This window comes from Scandinavium tedordense (assembly GCF_024764965.1).
Taxonomy (GTDB): domain Bacteria; phylum Pseudomonadota; class Gammaproteobacteria; order Enterobacterales; family Enterobacteriaceae; genus Scandinavium; species Scandinavium tedordense.
Map to the genome: position 1 here is coordinate 329,442 of NZ_JALIGG010000056.1, position 19,000 is coordinate 348,441.

At 54.1% G+C, this 19,000-nt stretch carries 18 protein-coding genes and 1 pseudogene; 6 read left to right on the plus strand and 13 right to left on the minus strand.

Annotated elements, in window-relative coordinates:
• Positions 1-44 precede the first annotated feature (44 nt).
• The 4 genes from lysM to yobA all read right to left on the minus strand — a co-directional run bounded on the left by lysM (position 45) and on the right by yobA (position 2,890).
• A complete protein-coding gene (gene lysM / locus MUU46_RS14730) occupies positions 45-491 on the minus strand; it encodes a peptidoglycan-binding protein LysM (protein ID WP_159755445.1) in 447 nt (148 codons plus the stop codon).
• A 797-nt stretch (positions 492-1,288) separates the two neighbouring features.
• On the minus strand, positions 1,289-1,627 hold the full coding sequence (locus MUU46_RS14735) for a YebY family protein (RefSeq protein WP_185153734.1): 339 nt from the start codon (positions 1,625-1,627) through the stop codon (positions 1,289-1,291).
• Positions 1,628-1,643: 16 nt separating this feature from the next.
• Entirely contained in the window at positions 1,644-2,513 is an 870-nt protein-coding gene (gene copD / locus MUU46_RS14740) for a copper homeostasis membrane protein CopD (protein ID WP_258965888.1), read from the minus strand.
• Between the two features lie 2 nt (positions 2,514-2,515).
• A complete protein-coding gene (gene yobA / locus MUU46_RS14745) occupies positions 2,516-2,890 on the minus strand; it encodes a CopC domain-containing protein YobA (protein ID WP_159755439.1) in 375 nt (124 codons plus the stop codon).
• A 138-nt stretch (positions 2,891-3,028) separates the two neighbouring features.
• Here yobA and MUU46_RS14750 point away from each other — a divergent pair, with 138 nt between their 5' ends.
• The 3 genes from MUU46_RS14750 to exoX all read left to right on the plus strand — a co-directional run bounded on the left by MUU46_RS14750 (position 3,029) and on the right by exoX (position 4,748).
• Positions 3,029-3,259 (plus strand): DNA polymerase III subunit theta, encoded by a 231-nt coding sequence (locus MUU46_RS14750; protein ID WP_159755436.1) that lies wholly within the window; start codon positions 3,029-3,031, stop codon positions 3,257-3,259.
• Positions 3,260-3,367: 108 nt separating this feature from the next.
• Positions 3,368-4,060 (plus strand): carbon-nitrogen hydrolase family protein, encoded by a 693-nt coding sequence (locus MUU46_RS14755; protein WP_258965889.1) that lies wholly within the window; start codon positions 3,368-3,370, stop codon positions 4,058-4,060.
• Positions 4,061-4,088: 28 nt separating this feature from the next.
• Positions 4,089-4,748, plus strand: coding sequence for an exodeoxyribonuclease X (gene exoX, locus MUU46_RS14760; protein ID WP_159755431.1), 660 nt, complete (start codon positions 4,089-4,091; stop codon positions 4,746-4,748).
• On the opposite strand, the gene ptrB is transcribed toward exoX, so the two are convergent.
• The 3 genes from ptrB to yebF all read right to left on the minus strand — a co-directional run bounded on the left by ptrB (position 4,749) and on the right by yebF (position 7,976).
• Positions 4,749-6,809: an oligopeptidase B gene (gene ptrB / locus MUU46_RS14765; RefSeq protein WP_258965890.1), complete on the minus strand. Its 2,061-nt coding sequence runs from the start codon at positions 6,807-6,809 to the stop codon at positions 4,749-4,751.
• Between the two features lie 80 nt (positions 6,810-6,889).
• Positions 6,890-7,543: a tellurite resistance TerB family protein gene (locus MUU46_RS14770; protein ID WP_159755425.1), complete on the minus strand. Its 654-nt coding sequence runs from the start codon at positions 7,541-7,543 to the stop codon at positions 6,890-6,892.
• Between the two features lie 85 nt (positions 7,544-7,628).
• Positions 7,629-7,976, minus strand: a complete 348-nt coding sequence (yebF, locus tag MUU46_RS14775; protein ID WP_258965891.1) for a protein YebF — start codon at positions 7,974-7,976, stop codon at positions 7,629-7,631.
• Positions 7,977-8,133: 157 nt separating this feature from the next.
• Between yebF and purT the strand changes: the two genes are divergently transcribed.
• Complete coding sequence (purT, locus tag MUU46_RS14780; protein WP_258965892.1) at positions 8,134-9,312, plus strand: formate-dependent phosphoribosylglycinamide formyltransferase; 1,179 nt, start codon at positions 8,134-8,136, stop codon at positions 9,310-9,312.
• A 79-nt stretch (positions 9,313-9,391) separates the two neighbouring features.
• On the opposite strand, the gene MUU46_RS14785 is transcribed toward purT, so the two are convergent.
• From MUU46_RS14785 to MUU46_RS14800, 4 genes and pseudogenes are all read right to left on the minus strand, one after another.
• Positions 9,392-10,030, minus strand: coding sequence for a bifunctional 4-hydroxy-2-oxoglutarate aldolase/2-dehydro-3-deoxy-phosphogluconate aldolase (locus MUU46_RS14785; protein WP_258965893.1), 639 nt, complete (start codon positions 10,028-10,030; stop codon positions 9,392-9,394).
• 39 nt (positions 10,031-10,069) lie between these two features.
• Positions 10,070-11,881: a phosphogluconate dehydratase gene (gene edd / locus MUU46_RS14790; RefSeq protein ID WP_159755413.1), complete on the minus strand. Its 1,812-nt coding sequence runs from the start codon at positions 11,879-11,881 to the stop codon at positions 10,070-10,072.
• Positions 11,882-12,251: 370 nt separating this feature from the next.
• Positions 12,252-13,727 carry a glucose-6-phosphate dehydrogenase gene (zwf, locus tag MUU46_RS14795; protein WP_258965894.1) on the minus strand — a complete coding sequence of 492 codons (1,476 nt, stop codon included), beginning with the start codon at positions 13,725-13,727 and terminating at the stop codon, positions 12,252-12,254.
• A pseudogene (locus MUU46_RS14800) lies at positions 13,718-13,831 on the minus strand (hypothetical protein); the annotation flags it as partial. The gene zwf and the pseudogene MUU46_RS14800, both read right to left, overlap by 10 nt.
• Before the next feature lie 251 nt (positions 13,832-14,082).
• Here MUU46_RS14800 and MUU46_RS14805 point away from each other — a divergent pair.
• Positions 14,083-14,952 (plus strand): MurR/RpiR family transcriptional regulator, encoded by an 870-nt coding sequence (locus tag MUU46_RS14805; protein WP_159755407.1) that lies wholly within the window; start codon positions 14,083-14,085, stop codon positions 14,950-14,952.
• A 125-nt stretch (positions 14,953-15,077) separates the two neighbouring features.
• Positions 15,078-16,520, plus strand: coding sequence for a pyruvate kinase (gene pyk, locus MUU46_RS14810; RefSeq protein WP_159755404.1), 1,443 nt, complete (start codon positions 15,078-15,080; stop codon positions 16,518-16,520).
• Positions 16,521-16,574: 54 nt separating this feature from the next.
• On the opposite strand, the gene lpxM is transcribed toward pyk, so the two are convergent.
• Together lpxM and mepM are read right to left on the minus strand one after the other, a co-directional pair.
• Positions 16,575-17,549, minus strand: coding sequence for a lauroyl-Kdo(2)-lipid IV(A) myristoyltransferase (lpxM, locus tag MUU46_RS14815; protein WP_258965895.1), 975 nt, complete (start codon positions 17,547-17,549; stop codon positions 16,575-16,577).
• 129 nt (positions 17,550-17,678) lie between these two features.
• Positions 17,679-18,998, minus strand: coding sequence for a murein DD-endopeptidase MepM (mepM, locus tag MUU46_RS14820; protein ID WP_159755398.1), 1,320 nt, complete (start codon positions 18,996-18,998; stop codon positions 17,679-17,681).
• Positions 18,999-19,000 lie beyond the last annotated feature (2 nt).

Below are 19,000 nucleotides of genomic sequence, written 5' to 3' on the forward strand. Positions count from 1 at the left end.
ATCAACTGCATTGCTATCGCGAAAGTGATAGGTATGTGCCAAATCTATTTTGGCACCCTAAGAACCTGGCCAGGGTAGATTTTATCGGGGCTTTTCAACATCGGTTTATTGGCATCGAAAATTTTGTTGTACTGATTAGCATCACCATAAACTTGTTTAGAAATGCCACTCAGGGTGTCGCCAGTTTTAACCGTGTAGTACTGACTTTCTGTAGCCGTGTCTTGCACCGTAACGTTATCTTCCACACCTGCAATCCCTGCCACGTTACCGACAGCAATCAGAATTTTTTCTTTTGCTTCCTGGCTTAAACCTTCGCCTGTAACAACAGCCTTTCCATCTTCAACCTTCACATCAATCTTATCGGCATCCTGTAAGCCGTTCTTCTTAAGATGCTCTTTAAGGAGTTCGCTTTGATCCGCGGCATGCGCCGTACCGGTGACCGCCTCAAGTATTTTTTCACCCGCTTCTTTTACGAAACTGATTAAACCCATACATCCTCCTGCTCATAATGAGATTCACCATTCAGTTTAGCAGAGGCCTGAGATGGCAGGGATGGTCTGTTAATACTGCCTGTGGACTGCCCCGATCCTGGTCAGAAGCGCACTTGTGTCGAATGCATGGTAACCTCTATGAGCGAAGCGGACGCTTATGACTTCCATTTGCTCAACTGGGGGTGTATATACCAAGAGCAGGAATTACATCATTTTTAATGATGGTCGCCTTAAGTCTGACATATTCAATAAAATCAGAGAGTAAGGATTCTACTTCTGGCACGAGATGCCTTCTCAAGAACAGCGATATGCCTGCGTATGCCAAAGATTTCACCAAAAATGTTCGGGCATCAGTCGGAGAAAATGACCGAAAAATACCGGGATAAACGGCAAAACGAATACATAGCAATCTGCATTTTTCATGTAAAAAAAATGTTAAGACCGATTTTGATGTGATATAAAAGAAGACAGGTTGGTCGTGAAAGTGTGGATAATTTTCAGGCTGACGTTGTAAGTTACTGATATAGCTTACAGATAAAAAGAGACCGAATACGATTCCTGTATTCGGTCCAGGGAAATGGCTCTTGGGAGAGAGCCGTGCGCTAAAAGTTGGCATTAATGCAGGCTAAAATCGCCTTGCCCTTTAAGAATAGATGACCATGCCAGGTTTTCCAGTCCGCGACAAAAGTGGTCAAAAAAAAACCGTGAGCAAAGCGTCACAAAACGCAAAAAACCGCAAGCTTCCATCTGGAAAACTTGCGGTTTTTTATTGTCTGTCAATCAGTTAGCGTTGCGGTTCAGCAGAGCTTTTCAGCGCGGGCGATAAACGGTTCCAGGCTCATCTTTTGGCCTTCATGCGCCGGATCATCGACCTGGATCACAGAAATCGGCTGGGCGTTGCTCTTCCCTTCCTTCACTTCCTGCTCAGCAACCTCATTCAGCGGATATTGCATCAGCGTGCTTGGGTTTATGGCATACAGCGCATTGCCCGGACGGCAGGTCAGCATGACCTCTTCACGATTGAATGCCCACTGTTCTTTACCCATCTCAAAACGACTGACGGTGATAATCTTCGGCGCCGCCAGTGCGGTTCCAGTTGTTGCCAATAGCAACATTGATAAAACGAGTTTTTTCATGATTCTGCCACTTAATTCAGAACGGTTCCCACGTTGCGAAGAAGCTTACCGCCGCCAGCACCAGAGTCCCTAAAATCATTTCCGCCTGTGTAGTGCGCACAAACAGCGTCTGTATGCGCTGTCTGTCTGTCGCCATTCGCGGCACCAGAACATACCTGTTCGCGAGGGCGATTACCACCATCAACACCACTAACGCACATTTCACCAACAGCAGACGCCCATAGGCTGTATCCGTCACCAGTTGCCCCTGAATCAGCCAGGCGTTAGCCATGCCGCTCAGGATCACCCCAATTACCGCCAGATGGCCCCAGCGGGAAAAACGCATCATGGTATTGATAGCCGAGATTCGCCAGGGCCCTTGCGCCAAGCGCAGGCAGTACAGGAACGGCAGCAGGCCTCCAAACCAGGCACCCGCGCACAGAAGGTGCACCGCATGATTCATCCGCTGCAACCCGCCAACAATGCCATCGCGCATCGCCGCGTGTCCTACGCCCGCCATGAGTAAAAATTGTGCAATGCACAGAATCAGCAGCAGCGGTGCCAGCCGATGCGGTTTCAGACAAACAACAATCAGTGAAATCCACGTCAGCAGAATTTGCCACAGCCAGACGCTACCAAAGCGCGTACCCACCACGGCGAGCCAGACATCAGGCTGCAGGACATCGCCCCAGCCGTTGCCCATTTGGCCGCCCTGTAGCATTAGCATTAACGTTGCCGAGACGGCGTTCACCAGCATCGCAACGCGCACAAACGGCAAGAAGCGTCGCATCATCAGCCGACGCAGCTGGGGCGTTGCCCACCAGGCGCCATACAGCGCGCAGCCGAAGGCGAGCATTACGGCAATGAAATGCAGACCTCGCAGCCCGACATACACCGACGCCAGCACGGTTATTTCACGCTAAAGTGGTACTGGCCTTGGGTTTTGTGACCATCCACCGACACCACATGCCAGTCAACGGTATAATCGCCAGGTTTAAGAGACTGCTCGACCGGGACGATAATCTGGGTGTCGTCTTTTTCATTGAGCTTCACTGCGCCTACAGGCACCTGCGCCTGCTGCGGACCCGTCAGCGTGATACCACTGAATTTTACTTCAATCCCTTCGGAGAAGTTGAGTGTCAGCGCCTGTGGAGCCGCCGTGACCTGTGCGTCAGCAGCAGGATATTGATGTTTAAGATGAGCATGGGCGAAGGCCGCGGAAGTGGTTAAAACGCAGGTCAGGAAAACACCAGTGCGCAGCGCGCGGGAGGCGATTCGGTTCATTCTCTTCATTCCCTTTTGTTATATATCTGGGTGAGAGAATAACTCCGTATAATGTTTACGTCGAGATTCGCCGCCGTTGGTCTTGCTATTTCGCGACACTCTTAGTACTTTCAGGCCCGATATCAGGAGGAGCCTACGATGAACACCAATCTGGCAAAACTTCCCCAGGACGAGATGGACAAAATTAACGTCGATTTGGCCGCCGCCGGGGTTGCATTTAAAGAGCGCTACAATATGCCGATCGTGGCAGAAGTGGTGGAGCGTGAGCAGCCGACGCACCTTCGCGACTGGTTCCGCGAGCGTCTGATCGCCCATCGACTGGCTTCAGTAAACATGTCCCGTCTGCCGTACGAACCAAAACAGAAGTAAGAATTACTGACTGTTACACTTCCTTACACTACCACTGCTACAATCTTGAGAAAATACTCAAGTATGACTCAGGGACTCTGAGTCAGGGAAAGTGATAAGGAAGCCACTATGCCTGCATGGACGATTGCTGCTGCACAGTACACGGCCCGCAACAGGAGCGTTGCGGAAAACATTGACCATCATTTGCGTTTTATCGAAGCAGCGGCAAAGCTTACCTGCCAGCTGATTGTGTTCCCGGAAATGTCGCTGACTGGACCGGATACCGATTCACCCCTCTCCCCCACCCCCACAGATGCACTCCTGCAACCACTTTGTGTTGCGGCGAAACGTCACGGGATGACAATCATTGCTGGTTTACCGGTCGACATGAACGGCGACCGTCAAAAGGGCGTGGCTATTTTTGTGCCCGGCGCATCCGCACCGCTTACACTGCATCAGGGTCAAGGCACCTGCCTGACGCCAAAGACGCTGCACATTAGCGTGCTGGCTCCCGAAGCCGACGCTATCGAACTCGACCCGAATGCCACGCTGCTGGCCACCGGCACCTGTACCTGTGAATTTCAGCAACAGCAGTCAGTGCAACAGCTTCAGCGCCTGGCCCACCGCTACGCCATCGCGGTATTAAAATCAAACTACGCCGTGGGAAGCGCACTGTGGGATGAACACGGTCAGTTGATTGTGCGTGCCGACAGCGGAGACCTTTTGCTGACCGGTCGCAAATACGAAGGCGGCTGGGAAGGCGACATCATTCCGCTGCGTGAAAGCCTTTGCGCCATTGACGAAAGCCTCTGTGGCGCATAACCTGCCTCTTTTCAGCCGGGAGAGCACAATGTTACGCGTTATCGATACTGAAACCTGCGATTTACAGGGAGGCGTGGTTGAAATCGCCTCGGTGGACATCGTTGACGGCAAGATAACCAACCCCATGAGCCATCTCGTGCGCCCGGACAGACCGATCAGCCCGCAGGCGATGGCCATCCATCGCATCACCGAAGAAATGGTCGCTGATAAGCCGTGGATTGAGGACGTGGTACCGCATTATCAGGGCAGCACCTGGTACGTGGCGCACAACGCCAGCTTCGACCGCCGTGTCTTGCCAGAAATGAACGGCGAGTGGATTTGCACCATGAAACTGGCCCGTCGCCTGTGGCCGGGTATCAAGTACAGCAACATGGCGCTCTACAAATCACGCAAGCTGAACGTCACCACCCCGCCCGGCCTGCATCATCACCGGGCGCTGTATGACTGCTATATTACCGCCGCATTGCTGATTGATATTATGAATGTCTCCGGCTGGAACGCCGATCAGATGGCCGATATCACCGGGCGCCCTGCACTGATGACCACCTTCACCTTCGGCAAATACCGCGGGAAGCCAGTGTCAGAAGTGGCCGAGAAAGATCCCGGCTACCTCCGCTGGTTATTCAATAATCTCAATTCGATGAGCCCGGAACTGCGCTTAACCCTCAAGCACTGGCTTGGCGAATAGCTAGCGTGATGCCTGGCCCGGCAGCGTACCCTGGGCCAGCGCAATCAGGAATGTGAACTCCAGCGCCACACCTTCATAGCTTTTGAAGCGCCCCGATTTCCCGCCGTGCCCGGAATCCATATCAGTACACAACAGCAGCAGATTATCGTCAGTTTTCAGCTCCCTGAGCTTCGCCACCCATTTGGCCGGTTCCCAGTATTGCACCTGAGAATCATGCAGACCGGTGGTGACTAGCAGGTGCGGATAGGCTTTTTTTACAACGTTGTCATACGGGCTGTAACCTTTCATATAGTGATAATACTCAGGCTCCTGTGGGTTGCCCCACTCCTCAAACTCACCGGTGGTCAGCGGGATCGACTCATCGAGCATCGTCGTCACCACATCGACAAACGGCACCTGAGCAATCACCCCGTGGAACAGCTCCGGGCGCTGGTTGATAACGGTGCCCATCAGCATTCCACCTGCGCTACCGCCCATCCCATAACAAAGCTCAGGATTGCCGTAGCCCTGCGCCAGCAGTGCATCGCAAACATCAACATAATCGTTGAAGGTGTTGTTCTTCATCAGGAATTTGCCGTCTTCGTACCACTGCTGGCCTAATTCCCCACCGCCGCGAACATGGGCGATGGCAAACACGAAGCCACGGTCGAGCAGGCTCAGACGACTGCTGCTGAAATCCGCATCCATGCTGGCGCCGTATGAGCCGTAACCGTACACCAGCAGCGGATTGTTCCCATTGCGGAAATGTTCGCGATGATAAACCAGTGAAACCGGTACTTCTGCGCCGTCACACGCTTTGACCCACAGATGCTCGCTGCGATAGCGACTGGCATCGAAGCCCTTCACTTCCTGCTGCTTCAGCACCGTACGTTCGCCGGTGTCCATGTTCAGCTCAAACAAGGTGTCCGGCGTCGTCATCGAGGAATAACCGTAACGCAGGCGCGCGGTATCGGGCTCCGGATTATATGCAAGCCAGGTCACATATGCCGGATCGTCAAATGCAATCCCGGTGGAATCCCGGGTTTTACGATTGATCTGCCGTAGGCTGCTCAGGCCGTGCTGGCGCTCTTCGACCACCAGCCAGTCGGTAAACAGGGTAAAACCTTCGAGCATCACTTCATCGCGCGGAGGGATCAGCGCTTCCCAACGGCTTTCATCACGCACAGGTGAGCGATAAAGACCAAAGTTTTTACCTTCGCGGTTGGAGCGTAAATAGAAGTTATGCTGGAAATGATCGACGCTGTACTCGTGATCTTTGCGACGCGCCAGAAAGCGCAGCGGCTGAGCATCAGGCAGTTCAGCATCCAGCAACAGCACTTCGCTGGTAGTAGCGCTGGCCAGATGAATAATCACGTAATGCTTCGAGCTGGTTTTGTGCAGGCTGACGTAAAAAGTATCGTCCTTCTCTTCGTATACCAGTTCATCGGCGGTGACAGGCATACCCACCGTATGCCGCCACACCTGATGCGGCAGCAGCGTCGTCGGATGTTTACGCACGTAGTACAGAGTTTGCGAATCATTGCCCCAGACAAAGCCCGGCTCGACGTTTTCCAGGGTCTCCGGATACCAGTTATCGTTTTCCAGGCTGCGGATGCGCAGGCCATACTGGCGACGCGAGAGATAGTCTTCCGTCAGCGCCATCAGTGCGTTATCCGGCGAAATGCCTAACGCACCAAGTGTATAGAACTCGCTATGCGCCGCGCGCTGATTGCTGTCGAGCAGCACTTCCCAAGTGTCCCACTCTTCTTTCTGCACGGACTGGCGCTGATAAATCGCGTACTCGCAGCCTGGCTCGTAAATCTGCCGGTATCGATAGCCATTTTTGCTGTAGGGCGCAGAGACTTCACGCTGTGGAATGCGGTCAACAATCTCCTTCAGGATTTTGTCCTGCAGGTTTTGCTGCAACGCCATGACCTCGCGGCCATAGTCGTTTTCCTGCTTCAGATAGTCGAGCACTGCGGGTTGTGTGCGGTCGTCGTCACGCAGCCAGTAGTAGTTGTCGACCCGGGTATCACCATGAAGCGTCATGGTGTGGGGAATGCGTTTTGCTTTTGGTGGCATGTCGTTGTTCTTCTGCAAGTTACCTACCCTAAGGGTGGCAAATGTGCAGAGCGATGCAAGCGAAACATGCCAACTTGAGGTTAAAGTGCCTGTTTTTGCGCTTTTAAATCGGCCTCAATGCCTTCCCGCACCTCTTGCGGAATATTCAGCGCATCGCCGAGCGCGTTCAAATAGCTACGTTCCATAAAGTGATCGACATCGATAGCCGCGCAGCTCAGGAAATAAAGTTCGAGCGCTTCCTCTTCATTGCGCACGTCTTTGGCCAGCAGTTGCGGATCCAACGGTTGGGCGATCGCTTTCTCCACCAGCTGACGCCCCTGCGCTTCCACGCCCGCTTCACGCAGCTGTGAATCAATCACCGCCCGTTCTTTATCATCGATATGCCCGTCGCTTTTTGCGGCAAACACCAGCGCCAGGATCAGGCGCTCGGTGCGCATATCTACAGGACTGGTCTGCTGCCCGTACTGTGGTTCACCCTGATGCGCCGTACGAATTTTATCTTTGTACTTGTTCCACAACACGCTGCCCGCTACCGCCCCGCCGCCGACAAGCAACGCACCGGTTCCGTATTTTGTCAGCAGTTTGCGCGATGATTTGCTGGACACCAGCAGCCCGGCAAGACCACCGAGCGCGCCGGGAACCAGCAGTTTACTGAGTCCCTGCTCGCCGGATGGCTGAGCAGAAGACGATGATTGACCGAGAAGGGATTGAATCTGATTTAACCAGTTTGCCATTTTATCCTCGCCATACTGAGATGAATGCTCTCAGCCTAAGCGAGCCGATGTCAGGAAACGTCTGGTCTGGCTAAAGATCCGAAAATTACTGCGCGTGATAGGTGGCGTTTCCTGCTACACAATCCACTGTCACGACGTAATGCAAATCGGTATTTGAGCCGCGCACCGTGAGCGGTACTTTCCATTTATCATTTTTCCCGGTCACATCATGGATATTAACCCACGCAACGGGATCGGCCTGTCCCAGCGTTTTCTGATCATCAGCCCACTGATTAATTCGGTTCTGGGTGTAATCCTGTTTCACCTTGGCGGCAATGCCATCGGCGTCCTGGCCTTTACACTTGCTAAATGACACCGTTTTCTCACTGGCTGCGTGTGCCGCAACGCTACTCATCAGCAGCAAAACTGCCGTCATTGCTGTTCTCTTTTTCATATGAATGTCTCTCGCGCCTGATAACCCTAAAAAGCATGGTACAAATCACTAACAACGCAAGTAAGCACCTGTTATTTATCACGTCGTTTCTCATCCGAGACAGACGCAAACGTTTTCGTATATACTGACGTCCATTTTTTTACTGTGGAATTTCGATATGACTGTACTAGGCACAGCGCTGCGTCCAGCGGCAACCCGCGTGATGTTATTGGGCTCTGGTGAGCTGGGTAAAGAAGTGGCCATTGAGTGCCAGCGTCTGGGTATCGAAGTGATTGCCGTCGATCGCTATGCGGATGCACCGGCGATGCACGTTGCCCATCGCAGCCACGTCATTAATATGCTGGACGGCCAGGCGTTGAAGGCGCTGGTTGAGCAGGAAAAACCCGACTTTATCGTGCCAGAAATCGAAGCCATCGCCACCGAGATGCTGATTGAACTGGAAAAGGCCGGTCAGCACGTAGTGCCCTGCGCCCGCGCGACAAAGCTCACTATGAATCGAGAAGGCATTCGCCGCCTGGCTGCAGAAGAACTCAAACTTCCAACCTCCAGCTTCCGTTTTGCCGACAGCGAACAGAGCTTCCGCGACGCCGTCAGCGAAATCGGGCTGCCCTGCATCATCAAACCGGTGATGAGCTCATCCGGCAAAGGCCAGAGCTTTATCCGTAGCGAAGAACAGCTCTCAGCCGCATGGCAATATGCCCAACAGGGTGGCCGGGCGGGGGCGGGACGAGTGATCGTCGAAGGCGTGGTGAACTTTGATTTTGAAATCACGCTCCTGACCGTCAGCGCCGTAGACGGCGTACATTTCTGCGCCCCGGTCGGTCATCGTCAGGAAGACGGCGACTATCGCGAATCATGGCAGCCACAGCGGATGAGTCCGCTGGCGCTCGAGCGTGCCGAAGCCGTCGCCCGTGATGTGGTCCTGGCGCTCGGCGGCTATGGCCTGTTTGGCGTTGAGCTGTTCGTCTGTGGCGATGAAGTGATTTTCAGCGAAGTGTCACCGCGCCCTCATGATACCGGCATGGTTACGTTGATTTCGCAGGACTTGTCCGAGTTCGCGCTGCACGTCCGTGCGTTTCTGGGCTTGCCGATAGGTGCGATCCGCCAGTACGGCCCATCCGCTTCGGCCGTCATTCTGCCGCAGTTAACCAGCCGCAACGTCAGTTTTGGTAACGTGGAAGCCGCTGTCGGGGCTGGCGTTCAGCTGCGTTTGTTTGGCAAACCGGAAATCGAAGGTTCGCGTCGTCTGGGCGTGGCGCTGGCAACGGCTGATGACGTCGAAACAGCGGTTGAACGGGCGAAAGCCGCGGTCGCCGCCGTCGTCGTTAAGGGATAAAACAAGGCGGGAGGCGCATGCGCACTCCCAGCCTTTATCTTCATTTCGCCGGGCAAATGTCACGTCCGGCAAATAAGTCTTACTTCGCGCCTTCTACAGCTTCGCGCGCAATTTTGGTGATGCGATCGTAATCACCGCTCTCCAGCGCATCCGTTGGAACCAGCCATGAACCACCGATGCACAGTACGCTTTTTAGCGCCAGATAATCGCGATAATTCGCCGGAGAGATACCACCTGTCGGGCAGAAACGGATATGTGCGAACGGACCTGCAATCGCCTGCAACGCTTTGGTGCCGCCGTTAGCTTCTGCCGGGAAGAATTTGAACTCTTTCAGACCGTAGTCCATGCCCAGCATCAGTTCAGATACGGTGCTGATACCTGGGATCAGTGGAATAGTGCCTTCAGTCGCAGCTTTCAGCAGCGGCTCGGTCAGACCCGGGCTGATAGCAAACTGCGCGCCCGCTTCGGTCACTTCTTTCAGCTGCTGAACGTTGGTCACGGTACCGGCACCGACAATAGCCTCTGGCACTTCTTTAGCTATGGCGCGGATAGCGTCCATGGCGCACGCGGTACGCAGAGTCACTTCCAGTACGCGCACGCCACCCGCGACCAGCGCTTTCGCCATCGGTACAGCGTGTTCCAGTTTGTTAACAACGATAACCGGGACAACCGGGCCGTTGGTCAGGATTGCTTCTGCACTTGTTTTCCAGTTTTTCATCAGAGTTTTTCTCTCGCCAGAATGAGTAATTTCGTCGTATTAAAAAGTGATGCAGGTTGCGCCCTGCTCTGCACCGGAAAGATTCTCGCGCAGTGCACTGAACAGTTCGCGACCACTCCCAACCCGTGATGCGCTCAGGTCAGGTAAATGCGGTTTGCGGGCGGCCAGTTCGGCTTCATCCACCAGCAGCGTCAGCTCGCCGGTTTGTCCATTCACGCGGATCATATCGCCGTCATGGACTTTCGCCAGCAGCCCGCCGTCGTACGCTTCAGGCGTGACGTGAATAGCTGAAGGCACTTTACCGGATGCGCCTGAAAGCCGTCCATCGGTGACCAATGCAATTTTGAAACAACGGTCCAATAATACACCTAATGGCGGCATAAGTTTATGCAATTCTGGCATGCCGTTAGCTTTTGGTCCCTGAAGACGTACAACAACCACGCAATCTTTGTCCAACAGACCCGCTTCGAAGGCAGGCAGCACGTCATGCTGACTCTCAAAGACTACCGCCGGCGCTTCGATAATTTGGTTTTCAAGCGGCACGGCGGAAGTCTTCATCACCGCGCGACCGAGGTTGCCACTCAGCACTTTAGTGCCGCCATGATGGGAGAACGGTTTATCAATAGTGGCAATGACCGCCTCATCCAGCGATGCCTGCGCACCGTCGCGCCAGTCCAGCTCGCCGTTATTCAGCCACGGTTCCATGGTGTAGCGAGACAGTCCATGACCGGCAACGGTTTCTACGTCTTCGTGCAGCAGGCCGCCTTTCAGCAGTTCACGCACCAGCACCGGTACGCCACCCGCAGCCTGGAAATGGTTGATATCAGCCGGGCCGTTCGGGTACAGACGCGCCATCAGCGGCACAACGTCGGAAATATCAGAGAAGTCATCCCAGTTGATGATAATGCCCGCAGCGCGTGCCATCGCCACCAGATGCATCGTGTGGTTGGTAGAACCACCGGTCGCCAGCAGCGCCACGATCCCATTAACCACGGCTTTCTCGTCGATCATTTTTCCGAGCGGCATCCATTCATTACCGTTGCCGGTCATGCGGGTCACCTGGCGAGCGGCGGCAGCGGTCAGCGCTTCACGCATTGGCGCATCCGGATGTACGAACGAGGATCCCGGCAGCTGCATGCCCATAAATTCGATAACCATCTGGTTGGTGTTGGCGGTGCCGTAGAACGTGCAGGTGCCCGGCGCGTGATAAGACGCAGCTTCCGATTCCAGCAGTGCCGTGCGGTCAACTTTGCCTTCGGCAAACAGCTGGCGAATGTGCACTTTTTCTTTGTTCGGCAGACCGCTGGACATCGGGCCTGATGGAATGAAGATCGACGGCAGATGACCAAATGACAGCGCCGCCATGGCCAGACCAGGGACGATTTTGTCGCACACGCCGAGATACAGCGCACCGTCAAACATATTGTGAGACAACCCAACGGCCGCTGACATGGCGATCACTTCGCGGCTCAGCAGCGACAGCTCCATTCCGTCCTGACCCTGCGTGACGCCATCGCACATTGCGGGCACGCCACCGGCGACCTGAGCTACCGCATTCACGCCATGCAGCGCTTGGCGGATAACGTCCGGGTAGTGCTCGTATGGCTGGTGCGCGGAAAGCATATCGTTATACGAGGTGATGATGGCGATGTTGTTACGCAGCATGCTTTTCAGCGATGCTTTGTCATCCGGCTGGCAGGCCGCAAAGCCATGCGCCAGGTTACCGCAGGCCAGGCGTGAGCGCTGGACAGTGTCGGATTTGGCCTGATTGATGCGGGCGAGGTAGGCGCGACGGGTTTCTTTAGAGCGCTCAACAATACGATTTGTTACGCGTAACAGTGCAGGATTCATAAAAGCTCCTCAAACTCTGAGTGTCTGGGCTTATGCATTAACACGAAGTTCAGGAGTCATTAACAATGCTGAAACGCGCGTCTGCTGTAGCTCAGGGGCAAATTCATCTCCCGCAATTGTAATGAAAAAAGCCCCGAGGGTGAACCTCCCGGGGCTTAAAAGTGCAAATTTCGCACGAGATGCTGTGTCAGATCATGTTACCGGTAAAATACTCTATTCGGAGTATCCCGGAACCATAACCGTCAGGCGTTATGGGTGCCGAAAGTTTGGACACGGACAGTGCGCACCCTCCGCAGCGTACACGCAGTCCGTGAGGAGGGTGAGCACAGCCCAGGTTCAAAATGGCAAGCAAAATAGCCTGCCAGTATGGTTACTCGAATTCGTTCCAGGAACGCCCATCACGCGTGATCATCGCGACGGAAGCGACCGGACCCCAGGTGCCTGCCTGATACGGTTTTGGCGCATCCTGATCGGCAGCCCAGGCTTCAGTGATTGAGTCGACCCATTTCCACGCTTCTTCCACTTCATCACGACGCACGAACAGCGCCTGGATACCGCGCATGGTTTCCAACAGCAGACGCTCATACGCATCAGCCAGGTGAGTTTCATTGAAGGTTTCGGAATAGCTCAGATCAAGTTTGGTGGTTTGCAGATTGTGCTTGTGATCCAGACCCGGCACTTTGTTGAGGATCTGAATATCCACGCCTTCGTCCGGCTGAAGACGAATAGTCAGCTTGTTCTGCGGCAACTCCTGCCAGGACTCTTTGAACAGATTTAGTTCAGGCGTTTTGAAGTACACAACAACTTCGGAACATTTGGTCGGCAGACGCTTACCGGTACGCAGGTAGAACGGTACGCCAGCCCAGCGCCAGTCATCGATATCAACGCGGATTGCCACGAAGGTTTCGGTGTTGCTGCTTTTGTTCGCACCCTCTTCTTCGAGGTAACCAGGCACTTTTTTGCCCTGTGCAAAACCGGAAGTGTACTGGCCGCGTACGGTTTTATCGCGCACGTTGGAACGGTCGATACGACGCAGAGATTTCAGCACTTTCACTTTGGCATCGCGAATGCTGTCGGCGCTCAGGTCAGACGGCGGCGACATCGCAATCATGCACAGAACTTGCAGCAGGTGGTTCTGGATCATGTCGCGCATCTGCCCGGCCTGATCGAAGTAACCCCAACGGCCTTCAATGCCCACTTCTTCCGCCACGGTAATTTCCACGTGATCGATAGTGCGGGAATCCCAGTTATTGATGAACAGGGAGTTGGCAAAACGCAGCGCCAGCAAGTTGAGCACGGTCTCTTTACCGAGATAGTGGTCAATACGGTAGACCTGGCACTCTTCGAAATATTCGCCGACCTGGTCGTTGATGTCGCGGGATGTCGCCAGAGACGTTCCCAGCGGTTTTTCCATCACTACGCGTGCCGGTTTGGCGTTCAGTTTCGCTTCGCCCAAGCCTTTGCAGATAGCGCCAAAAGTGCTTGGTGGCATCGCAAAATAGTTGATGGTGGTGCGTTCTTTCTGATCGAGCATTTTGCCGAGGCGGGTGAAGGATTTGGTGTCGTTGACATCCAGATTGCAGAAGTCCAGGCGCCCACTCAGGGAGTCCCACAGACTTTCATCAATCTTCTCCTTCATGAAGGTTTCCAGCGCCTCGCGCACCACTTTGGTGTATGCATCTTTGTCCCAGTCGGCACGTCCTACCCCAAGGATACGCGTGTCCGGATGGATCTGGCCCGCTTTCTCCAGTTGATACAGGGAAGGCAGCAATTTACGACGCGCCAGGTCACCCTTCGCGCCGAAAATGACCAGATCACATGCCTGGGCCGTTTGCGTTACCGCCATGTCATTCTCCTCAGTTGGATTGCCTGGTGCTTCTGCCAGGCGCTATTTGTAATTTTCTTACGCTGCACTGTACTGTGTTTACGTTAATGCCGAAACCCCTTACCCCCGCCGACGCCAGATAAACGCATTTCTGGAATAAAAACCCCAGCAGCAGTGGGCCAACAGCTTATTTTTGCTCGTCATTTCGCCAAAATTCTGTCGGCAAAAGTCGACTGTGATCATGTAATGAAAAAAAACAACGTAAATTGCCCTCTTTCTTCTGCATTGCAGGATCCACAGGGGTATATTCTCACTAAATTGCCCGGCGATTTCACCCATTAATGGAATCGCTTTCACCGATGAGCGCCTGTTAACCATGAACATGCTGGAAAAAATCCAGTCCCATCTGGAAAACCTTAGCAAATCCGAGCGTAAAGTGGCGGAAGTGATCCTCGCCTCCCCTTCTCAGGCTATCCACTCCAGCATCGCGACGCTGGCGTCACAGGCTTCGGTCAGTGAGCCGACCGTTAACCGTTTTTGTCGCAGCATGGACACCCGGGGCTTTCCTGATTTTAAGCTGCATCTTGCACAAAGTCTCGCAAACGGCACCCCTTACGTAAACCGCAACGTCGATGAAGACGACAGCGTGGAAGCCTACACCGGAAAAATTTTTGAATCGGCGATGGCAAGCCTTGACCACGTGCGTCAGTCGCTGGATATGGCCGCCGTCAATCGCGCGGTGGATCTGCTAACGCAGGCGAAAAAAATCGCCTTCTTCGGATTAGGCTCTTCCGCCGCCGTGGCGCATGATGCGATGAATAAATTTTTCCGCTTCAATGTGCCGGTGGTGTATTCCGATGACATCGTATTGCAACGAATGAGTGGTATGAACTGCAGCGATGGAGACGTTGTGGTGCTTATCTCACACACCGGGCGCACCAAGAGTCTGGTCGAACTGGCGCAACTGGCGCGTGAAAACGATGCCATGGTGATTGCGCTAACTACCGCGGGAACGCCGCTGGCGAGAGAGGCATCATTAGCCATCACGCTTGACGTACCCGAAGATACTGACATTTATATGCCGATGGTTTCGCGGCTGGCCCAGCTCACGGTGATTGACGTACTCGCGACCGGGTTTACCCTGCGCCGTGGGGCAAAATTCCGGGATAACTTGAAGCGGGTCAAGGAAGCGTTGAAGGAATCGCGCTTTGATAAGGAACTGCAGGTTAGCAGTGATAATCATTAAAAGTTTATAACAAGCTTGTAACCTATTTGTACATTCGGTTAAGTTCCAGCATTAGACTATGCACAGGTGAACGTCCGAATTCCTGTTCACGCAACACCAAAATTGTTTCAGCAATGGAGTATTACATGTCCAGAAGACTTCGCAGAACCAAAATCGTGACCACGTTAGGCCCGGCTACCGACCGCGATAATAACCTCGAGAAAGTGATAGCGGCTGGCGCTAACGTTGTTCGCATGAACTTCTCACATGGCAGCGCCGAAGATCATAAAATTCGTGCCGACAAAGTGCGCGAAATTGCGGCCAGACTGGGCCGCCATGTCGGTATCCTCGGCGATCTGCAGGGTCCTAAAATCCGAGTTTCCACCTTTAAGGAAGGCAAAGTCTTCCTTAATATTGGCGATAAATTCCTGCTGGACGCCAACCTCGGCAAAGGCGAAGGCGACAAAGAAAAAGTCGGTATCGACTATAAAGGTCTGCCTGCTGACGTCGTACCAGGCGACATTCTGCTGCTCGACGATGGTCGCGTACAGCTGAAAGTGCTGGATGTTAAAGACATGCAGGTATTCACCGAAGTGACCGTTGGCGGCCCGCTGTCCAACAACAAAGGCATTAACAAACTGGGCGGCGGCCTCTCTGCCGAAGCGCTGACTGAAAAAGACAAAGCCGATATCCAGACTGCCGCCCTGATTGGCGTCGATTATCTGGCCGTCTCCTTCCCGCGCTGCGGCGAAGACCTGAACTATGCTCGCCGTCTGGCGCGTGATGCAGGCTGCGATGCCAAAATCGTAGCAAAAGTAGAACGTGCAGAAGCCGTGTGCAGCCAGGACGCGATGGACGACATCATTCTTGCCTCTGACGTGGTGATGGTTGCCCGTGGCGACCTCGGTGTAGAAATCGGTGACCCAGAACTGGTCGGCATTCAGAAAGCCTTGATCCGTCGCGCACGTCAGCTGAATCGCTCGGTTATCACCGCGACGCAGATGATGGAATCGATGATAACCAACCCAATGCCAACCCGTGCAGAAGTCATGGACGTGGCGAACGCCGTGCTGGATGGTACCGATGCGGTGATGCTGTCTGCGGAAACCGCAGCCGGTCAGTATCCGTCTGAAACAGTCGCCGCGATGGCGCGCGTGTGCCTGGGTGCAGAAAAAATCCCAAGCATCAACGTTTCCAAACACCGCCTGGATGTGCAGTTTGATAACGTGGAAGAAGCCATCGCGATGTCAGCGATGTATGCGGCCAACCACCTGAAAGGCGTGTCAGCGATTATCACCATGACCGAATCCGGCCGTACCGCACTGATGACCTCACGTATCAGCTCCGGCCTGCCAATTTTCGCTCTGTCCCGTCACGAACGCACCCTGAACCTGACGTCCCTGTACCGTGGTGTAACCCCGGTTTACTTCGACAGTGCGACCGACGGCGTGGCCGCGGCGAGCGATGCGGTAAACCTGCTGCGTGACAAAGGCTATCTGGTTTCTGGCGATCTGGTTATCGTCACCCAGGGCGATGTGATGAGTACCGTCGGCACCACCAACACCACCCGTATTCTGACTGTCGAATAACCCGTCTGTGGGTAAAAAAAAGGTTCATCACGCTTAACCGCGATGAACCTTTTTTTATTTCTTCTTCGGGAACAGCTCTTTACGCTTATACGGCTCAATATCACCAGGCTTGCGGGTTTTGAGCAGCTTGAGGATCCAGGTGTACTGCTCGGTATGCGGAGTAACGAAGATTTCTACCTCTTCGTTCATCCGGCGCGCAATCGTCGTATCGTCGGCAGTCAAAATATCGTCCATCGGTGGGCGAATTTCTACCGTCAGACGGTGCGTTTTTCCGTCGTAGACCGGGAACAGCGGCACCACTCGGGCGCGGCAGACCTTCATCAAACGACCAATTGCTGGCAGTGTCGCTTTATAGGTCGCAAAGAAGTCGACGAATTCGCTGTGCTCAGCGCCATGATCCTGATCGGGCAGATAGTAGCCCCAGTATCCCTGACGCACCGACTGTATGAAGGGCTTAATGCCATCGTTACGTGCATGCATACGGCCGCCAAAACGGCGACGTACAGTGTTCCAGATGTAGTCGAAGATCGGGTTGCCCTGGTTGTGGAACATGGCTGCCATCTTCTGCCCTTTCGAGGCCATCAGCATTGCCGGAATATCCACCCCCCAGCCGTGCGGCACGAGGAAGATCACCTTTTCGTTATTGCGTTGCAGTTCTTCAATAATTTCGATGCCGTGCCAGTCGACACGTTTCAGGATCTTCTTCGGGTCCCGCAGACCCAGCTCCGCCATCATCACCATCGCCTGCGGCGCAGTGGCATACATTTCATCAATGATAGCTTCACGCTCGGCGTCCGTTTTTTCCGGGAAGCAGTAAAGCAGATTAATTTGCGCGCGGCGACGGGAGCTTTTTGCCAGTCGCCCGACCTTTTTGCCCAACGCGCCAAGGACAGGATCGCGGAAAGACGCAGGGGTGAGCGCAATACCCGCGAAAGCCAGAACGCCTAACCAGGAGCCCCAATAGCGCGGATGTAAAAAGGATTTTTCGAACTGAGGAATAAACTCAATGTTATTTTTTTTCGTTTCCATGCCTGTTCCAGAGTCGTGCCGGAAAAAGAGAAAGATGCTAATAGTTTAGCGACGTGCCCGGCTTCATACAAAAGAAAAAGCCGATGCCCCTTCAGGCATCGGCTTTTAAGGTCATTTAACCGTCAATGGCTAGTCGATTTGCAGCTGCGGAGCAACCTCTTTGACCTGCACCAGGTAATCACGACGATCGGAACCGCTCAGCCCTTCGGTACGTGGCAGCTTCGCCGTTAACGGGTTAACCGCCTGCTGGTTGATCCACACTTCGTAATGCAGGTGCGGGCCAGTAGAACGTCCGGTATTGCCGGAAAGCGCGATACGGTCACCGCGTTTCACCTTCTGACCCGGTTTCACCAGCAGCTTACGCAAATGCATGTAGCGCGTGGTGTAGGTGCGACCATGACGCAACGCGACGTAATAACCCGCCGCACCGCTGCGCTTCGCCACCACCACTTCACCGTCACCGACAGCCAGCACCGGCGTGCCCTGCGGCATCGCGAAATCGACGCCTTTATGCGGAGCAACGCGTCCAGTCACCGGGTTCAGGCGACGCGGATTGAAATTTGATGAGATGCGGAACTGACGCGAGGTTGGGAAGCGCAGAAAACCTTTCGCCAGCCCGGTACCGTTCTTGTCATAAAACTTGCCGTCTTCAGCGCGAATGGCGTAGTAGTCTTTGCCATCGGAACGCAGACGCACGCCCAGTAACTGACTCTGCTCACGCTTGCCATCCAGTATTTCGCGGGACATCAGCACTGAGAATTCATCACCTTTCTTGAGCTTGCGGAAGTCCATTTGCCACTGCATTGCCTTGATAACCGCGCCTACTTCACTGCTGGTTAATCCGGCATTACGCGCGCTGGTCACGAAGCTGCCGCCAACGGTGCCCTTCAGCACACTGTTGACCCAGTCGCCCTGCTGCGTTTCGCTGCTCATTTTGAAACCATTCGCAGCTTTATCGTAGGTACGGGTTTCGCGACGTGACATTTCCCAGGTCAGACGCTGCAAATCGCCGTCGGCGGTAAGCGTCCACGAAAGTTGTTGACCGATTTTCAGGTTACGCAGTTCTTTATCTGCGGAGGCCAGCTGGCTGATATCACCCATATCAATACCGTACTGGTTAAGAATGCTGCTGAGAGTATCGCCCGTTGACACCACGTATTCATGTACACCGGCTTCGTTATCCACTTTGTCGTCGAGCTCATCCTGCGGGATGGCTTCATCTTCCTGCGCCGCCTGATCGATAGGCTCACTGGCTTCAGGCAGAAGGGAACGGATTTCGCTCTTTTCGAGCTCAATGGTTCTGACAATAGGGGCTGAATCGGGATGGTACACGTACGGTCGCCATACGGCGACCGCTAAGGTGAGAACGGTCAACGACCCCAGCATAACGCGGTGGGGTCGCGGCAAATTATTAAATGCCAGGGCGACAGAGCGGGCTATCTGTTGCACGT

Excerpts from the sequence above, each read along its gene's own strand:
- lysM (WP_159755445.1), bottom strand. The coding sequence starts at position 491 with ATGGGTTTAATCAGTTTCGTAAAAGAAGCGGGTGAAAAAATACTTGAG.
- MUU46_RS14735 (WP_185153734.1), bottom strand. The coding sequence starts at position 1,627 with ATGAAAAAACTCGTTTTATCAATGTTGCTATTGGCAACAACTGGAACC.
- yobA (WP_159755439.1), bottom strand. The coding sequence starts at position 2,890 with ATGAACCGAATCGCCTCCCGCGCGCTGCGCACTGGTGTTTTCCTGACC.
- MUU46_RS14750 (WP_159755436.1), top strand. The coding sequence starts at position 3,029 with ATGAACACCAATCTGGCAAAACTTCCCCAGGACGAGATGGACAAAATT.
- MUU46_RS14755 (WP_258965889.1), top strand. The coding sequence starts at position 3,368 with ATGCCTGCATGGACGATTGCTGCTGCACAGTACACGGCCCGCAACAGG.
- exoX (WP_159755431.1), top strand. The coding sequence starts at position 4,089 with ATGTTACGCGTTATCGATACTGAAACCTGCGATTTACAGGGAGGCGTG.
- ptrB (WP_258965890.1), bottom strand. The coding sequence starts at position 6,809 with ATGCCACCAAAAGCAAAACGCATTCCCCACACCATGACGCTTCATGGT.
- MUU46_RS14770 (WP_159755425.1), bottom strand. The coding sequence starts at position 7,543 with ATGGCAAACTGGTTAAATCAGATTCAATCCCTTCTCGGTCAATCATCG.
- yebF (WP_258965891.1), bottom strand. The coding sequence starts at position 7,976 with ATGAAAAAGAGAACAGCAATGACGGCAGTTTTGCTGCTGATGAGTAGC.
- purT (WP_258965892.1), top strand. The coding sequence starts at position 8,134 with ATGACTGTACTAGGCACAGCGCTGCGTCCAGCGGCAACCCGCGTGATG.
- MUU46_RS14785 (WP_258965893.1), bottom strand. The coding sequence starts at position 10,030 with ATGAAAAACTGGAAAACAAGTGCAGAAGCAATCCTGACCAACGGCCCG.
- edd (WP_159755413.1), bottom strand. The coding sequence starts at position 11,881 with ATGAATCCTGCACTGTTACGCGTAACAAATCGTATTGTTGAGCGCTCT.
- zwf (WP_258965894.1), bottom strand. The coding sequence starts at position 13,727 with ATGGCGGTAACGCAAACGGCCCAGGCATGTGATCTGGTCATTTTCGGC.
- MUU46_RS14805 (WP_159755407.1), top strand. The coding sequence starts at position 14,083 with ATGAACATGCTGGAAAAAATCCAGTCCCATCTGGAAAACCTTAGCAAA.
- pyk (WP_159755404.1), top strand. The coding sequence starts at position 15,078 with ATGTCCAGAAGACTTCGCAGAACCAAAATCGTGACCACGTTAGGCCCG.
- lpxM (WP_258965895.1), bottom strand. The coding sequence starts at position 17,549 with ATGGAAACGAAAAAAAATAACATTGAGTTTATTCCTCAGTTCGAAAAA.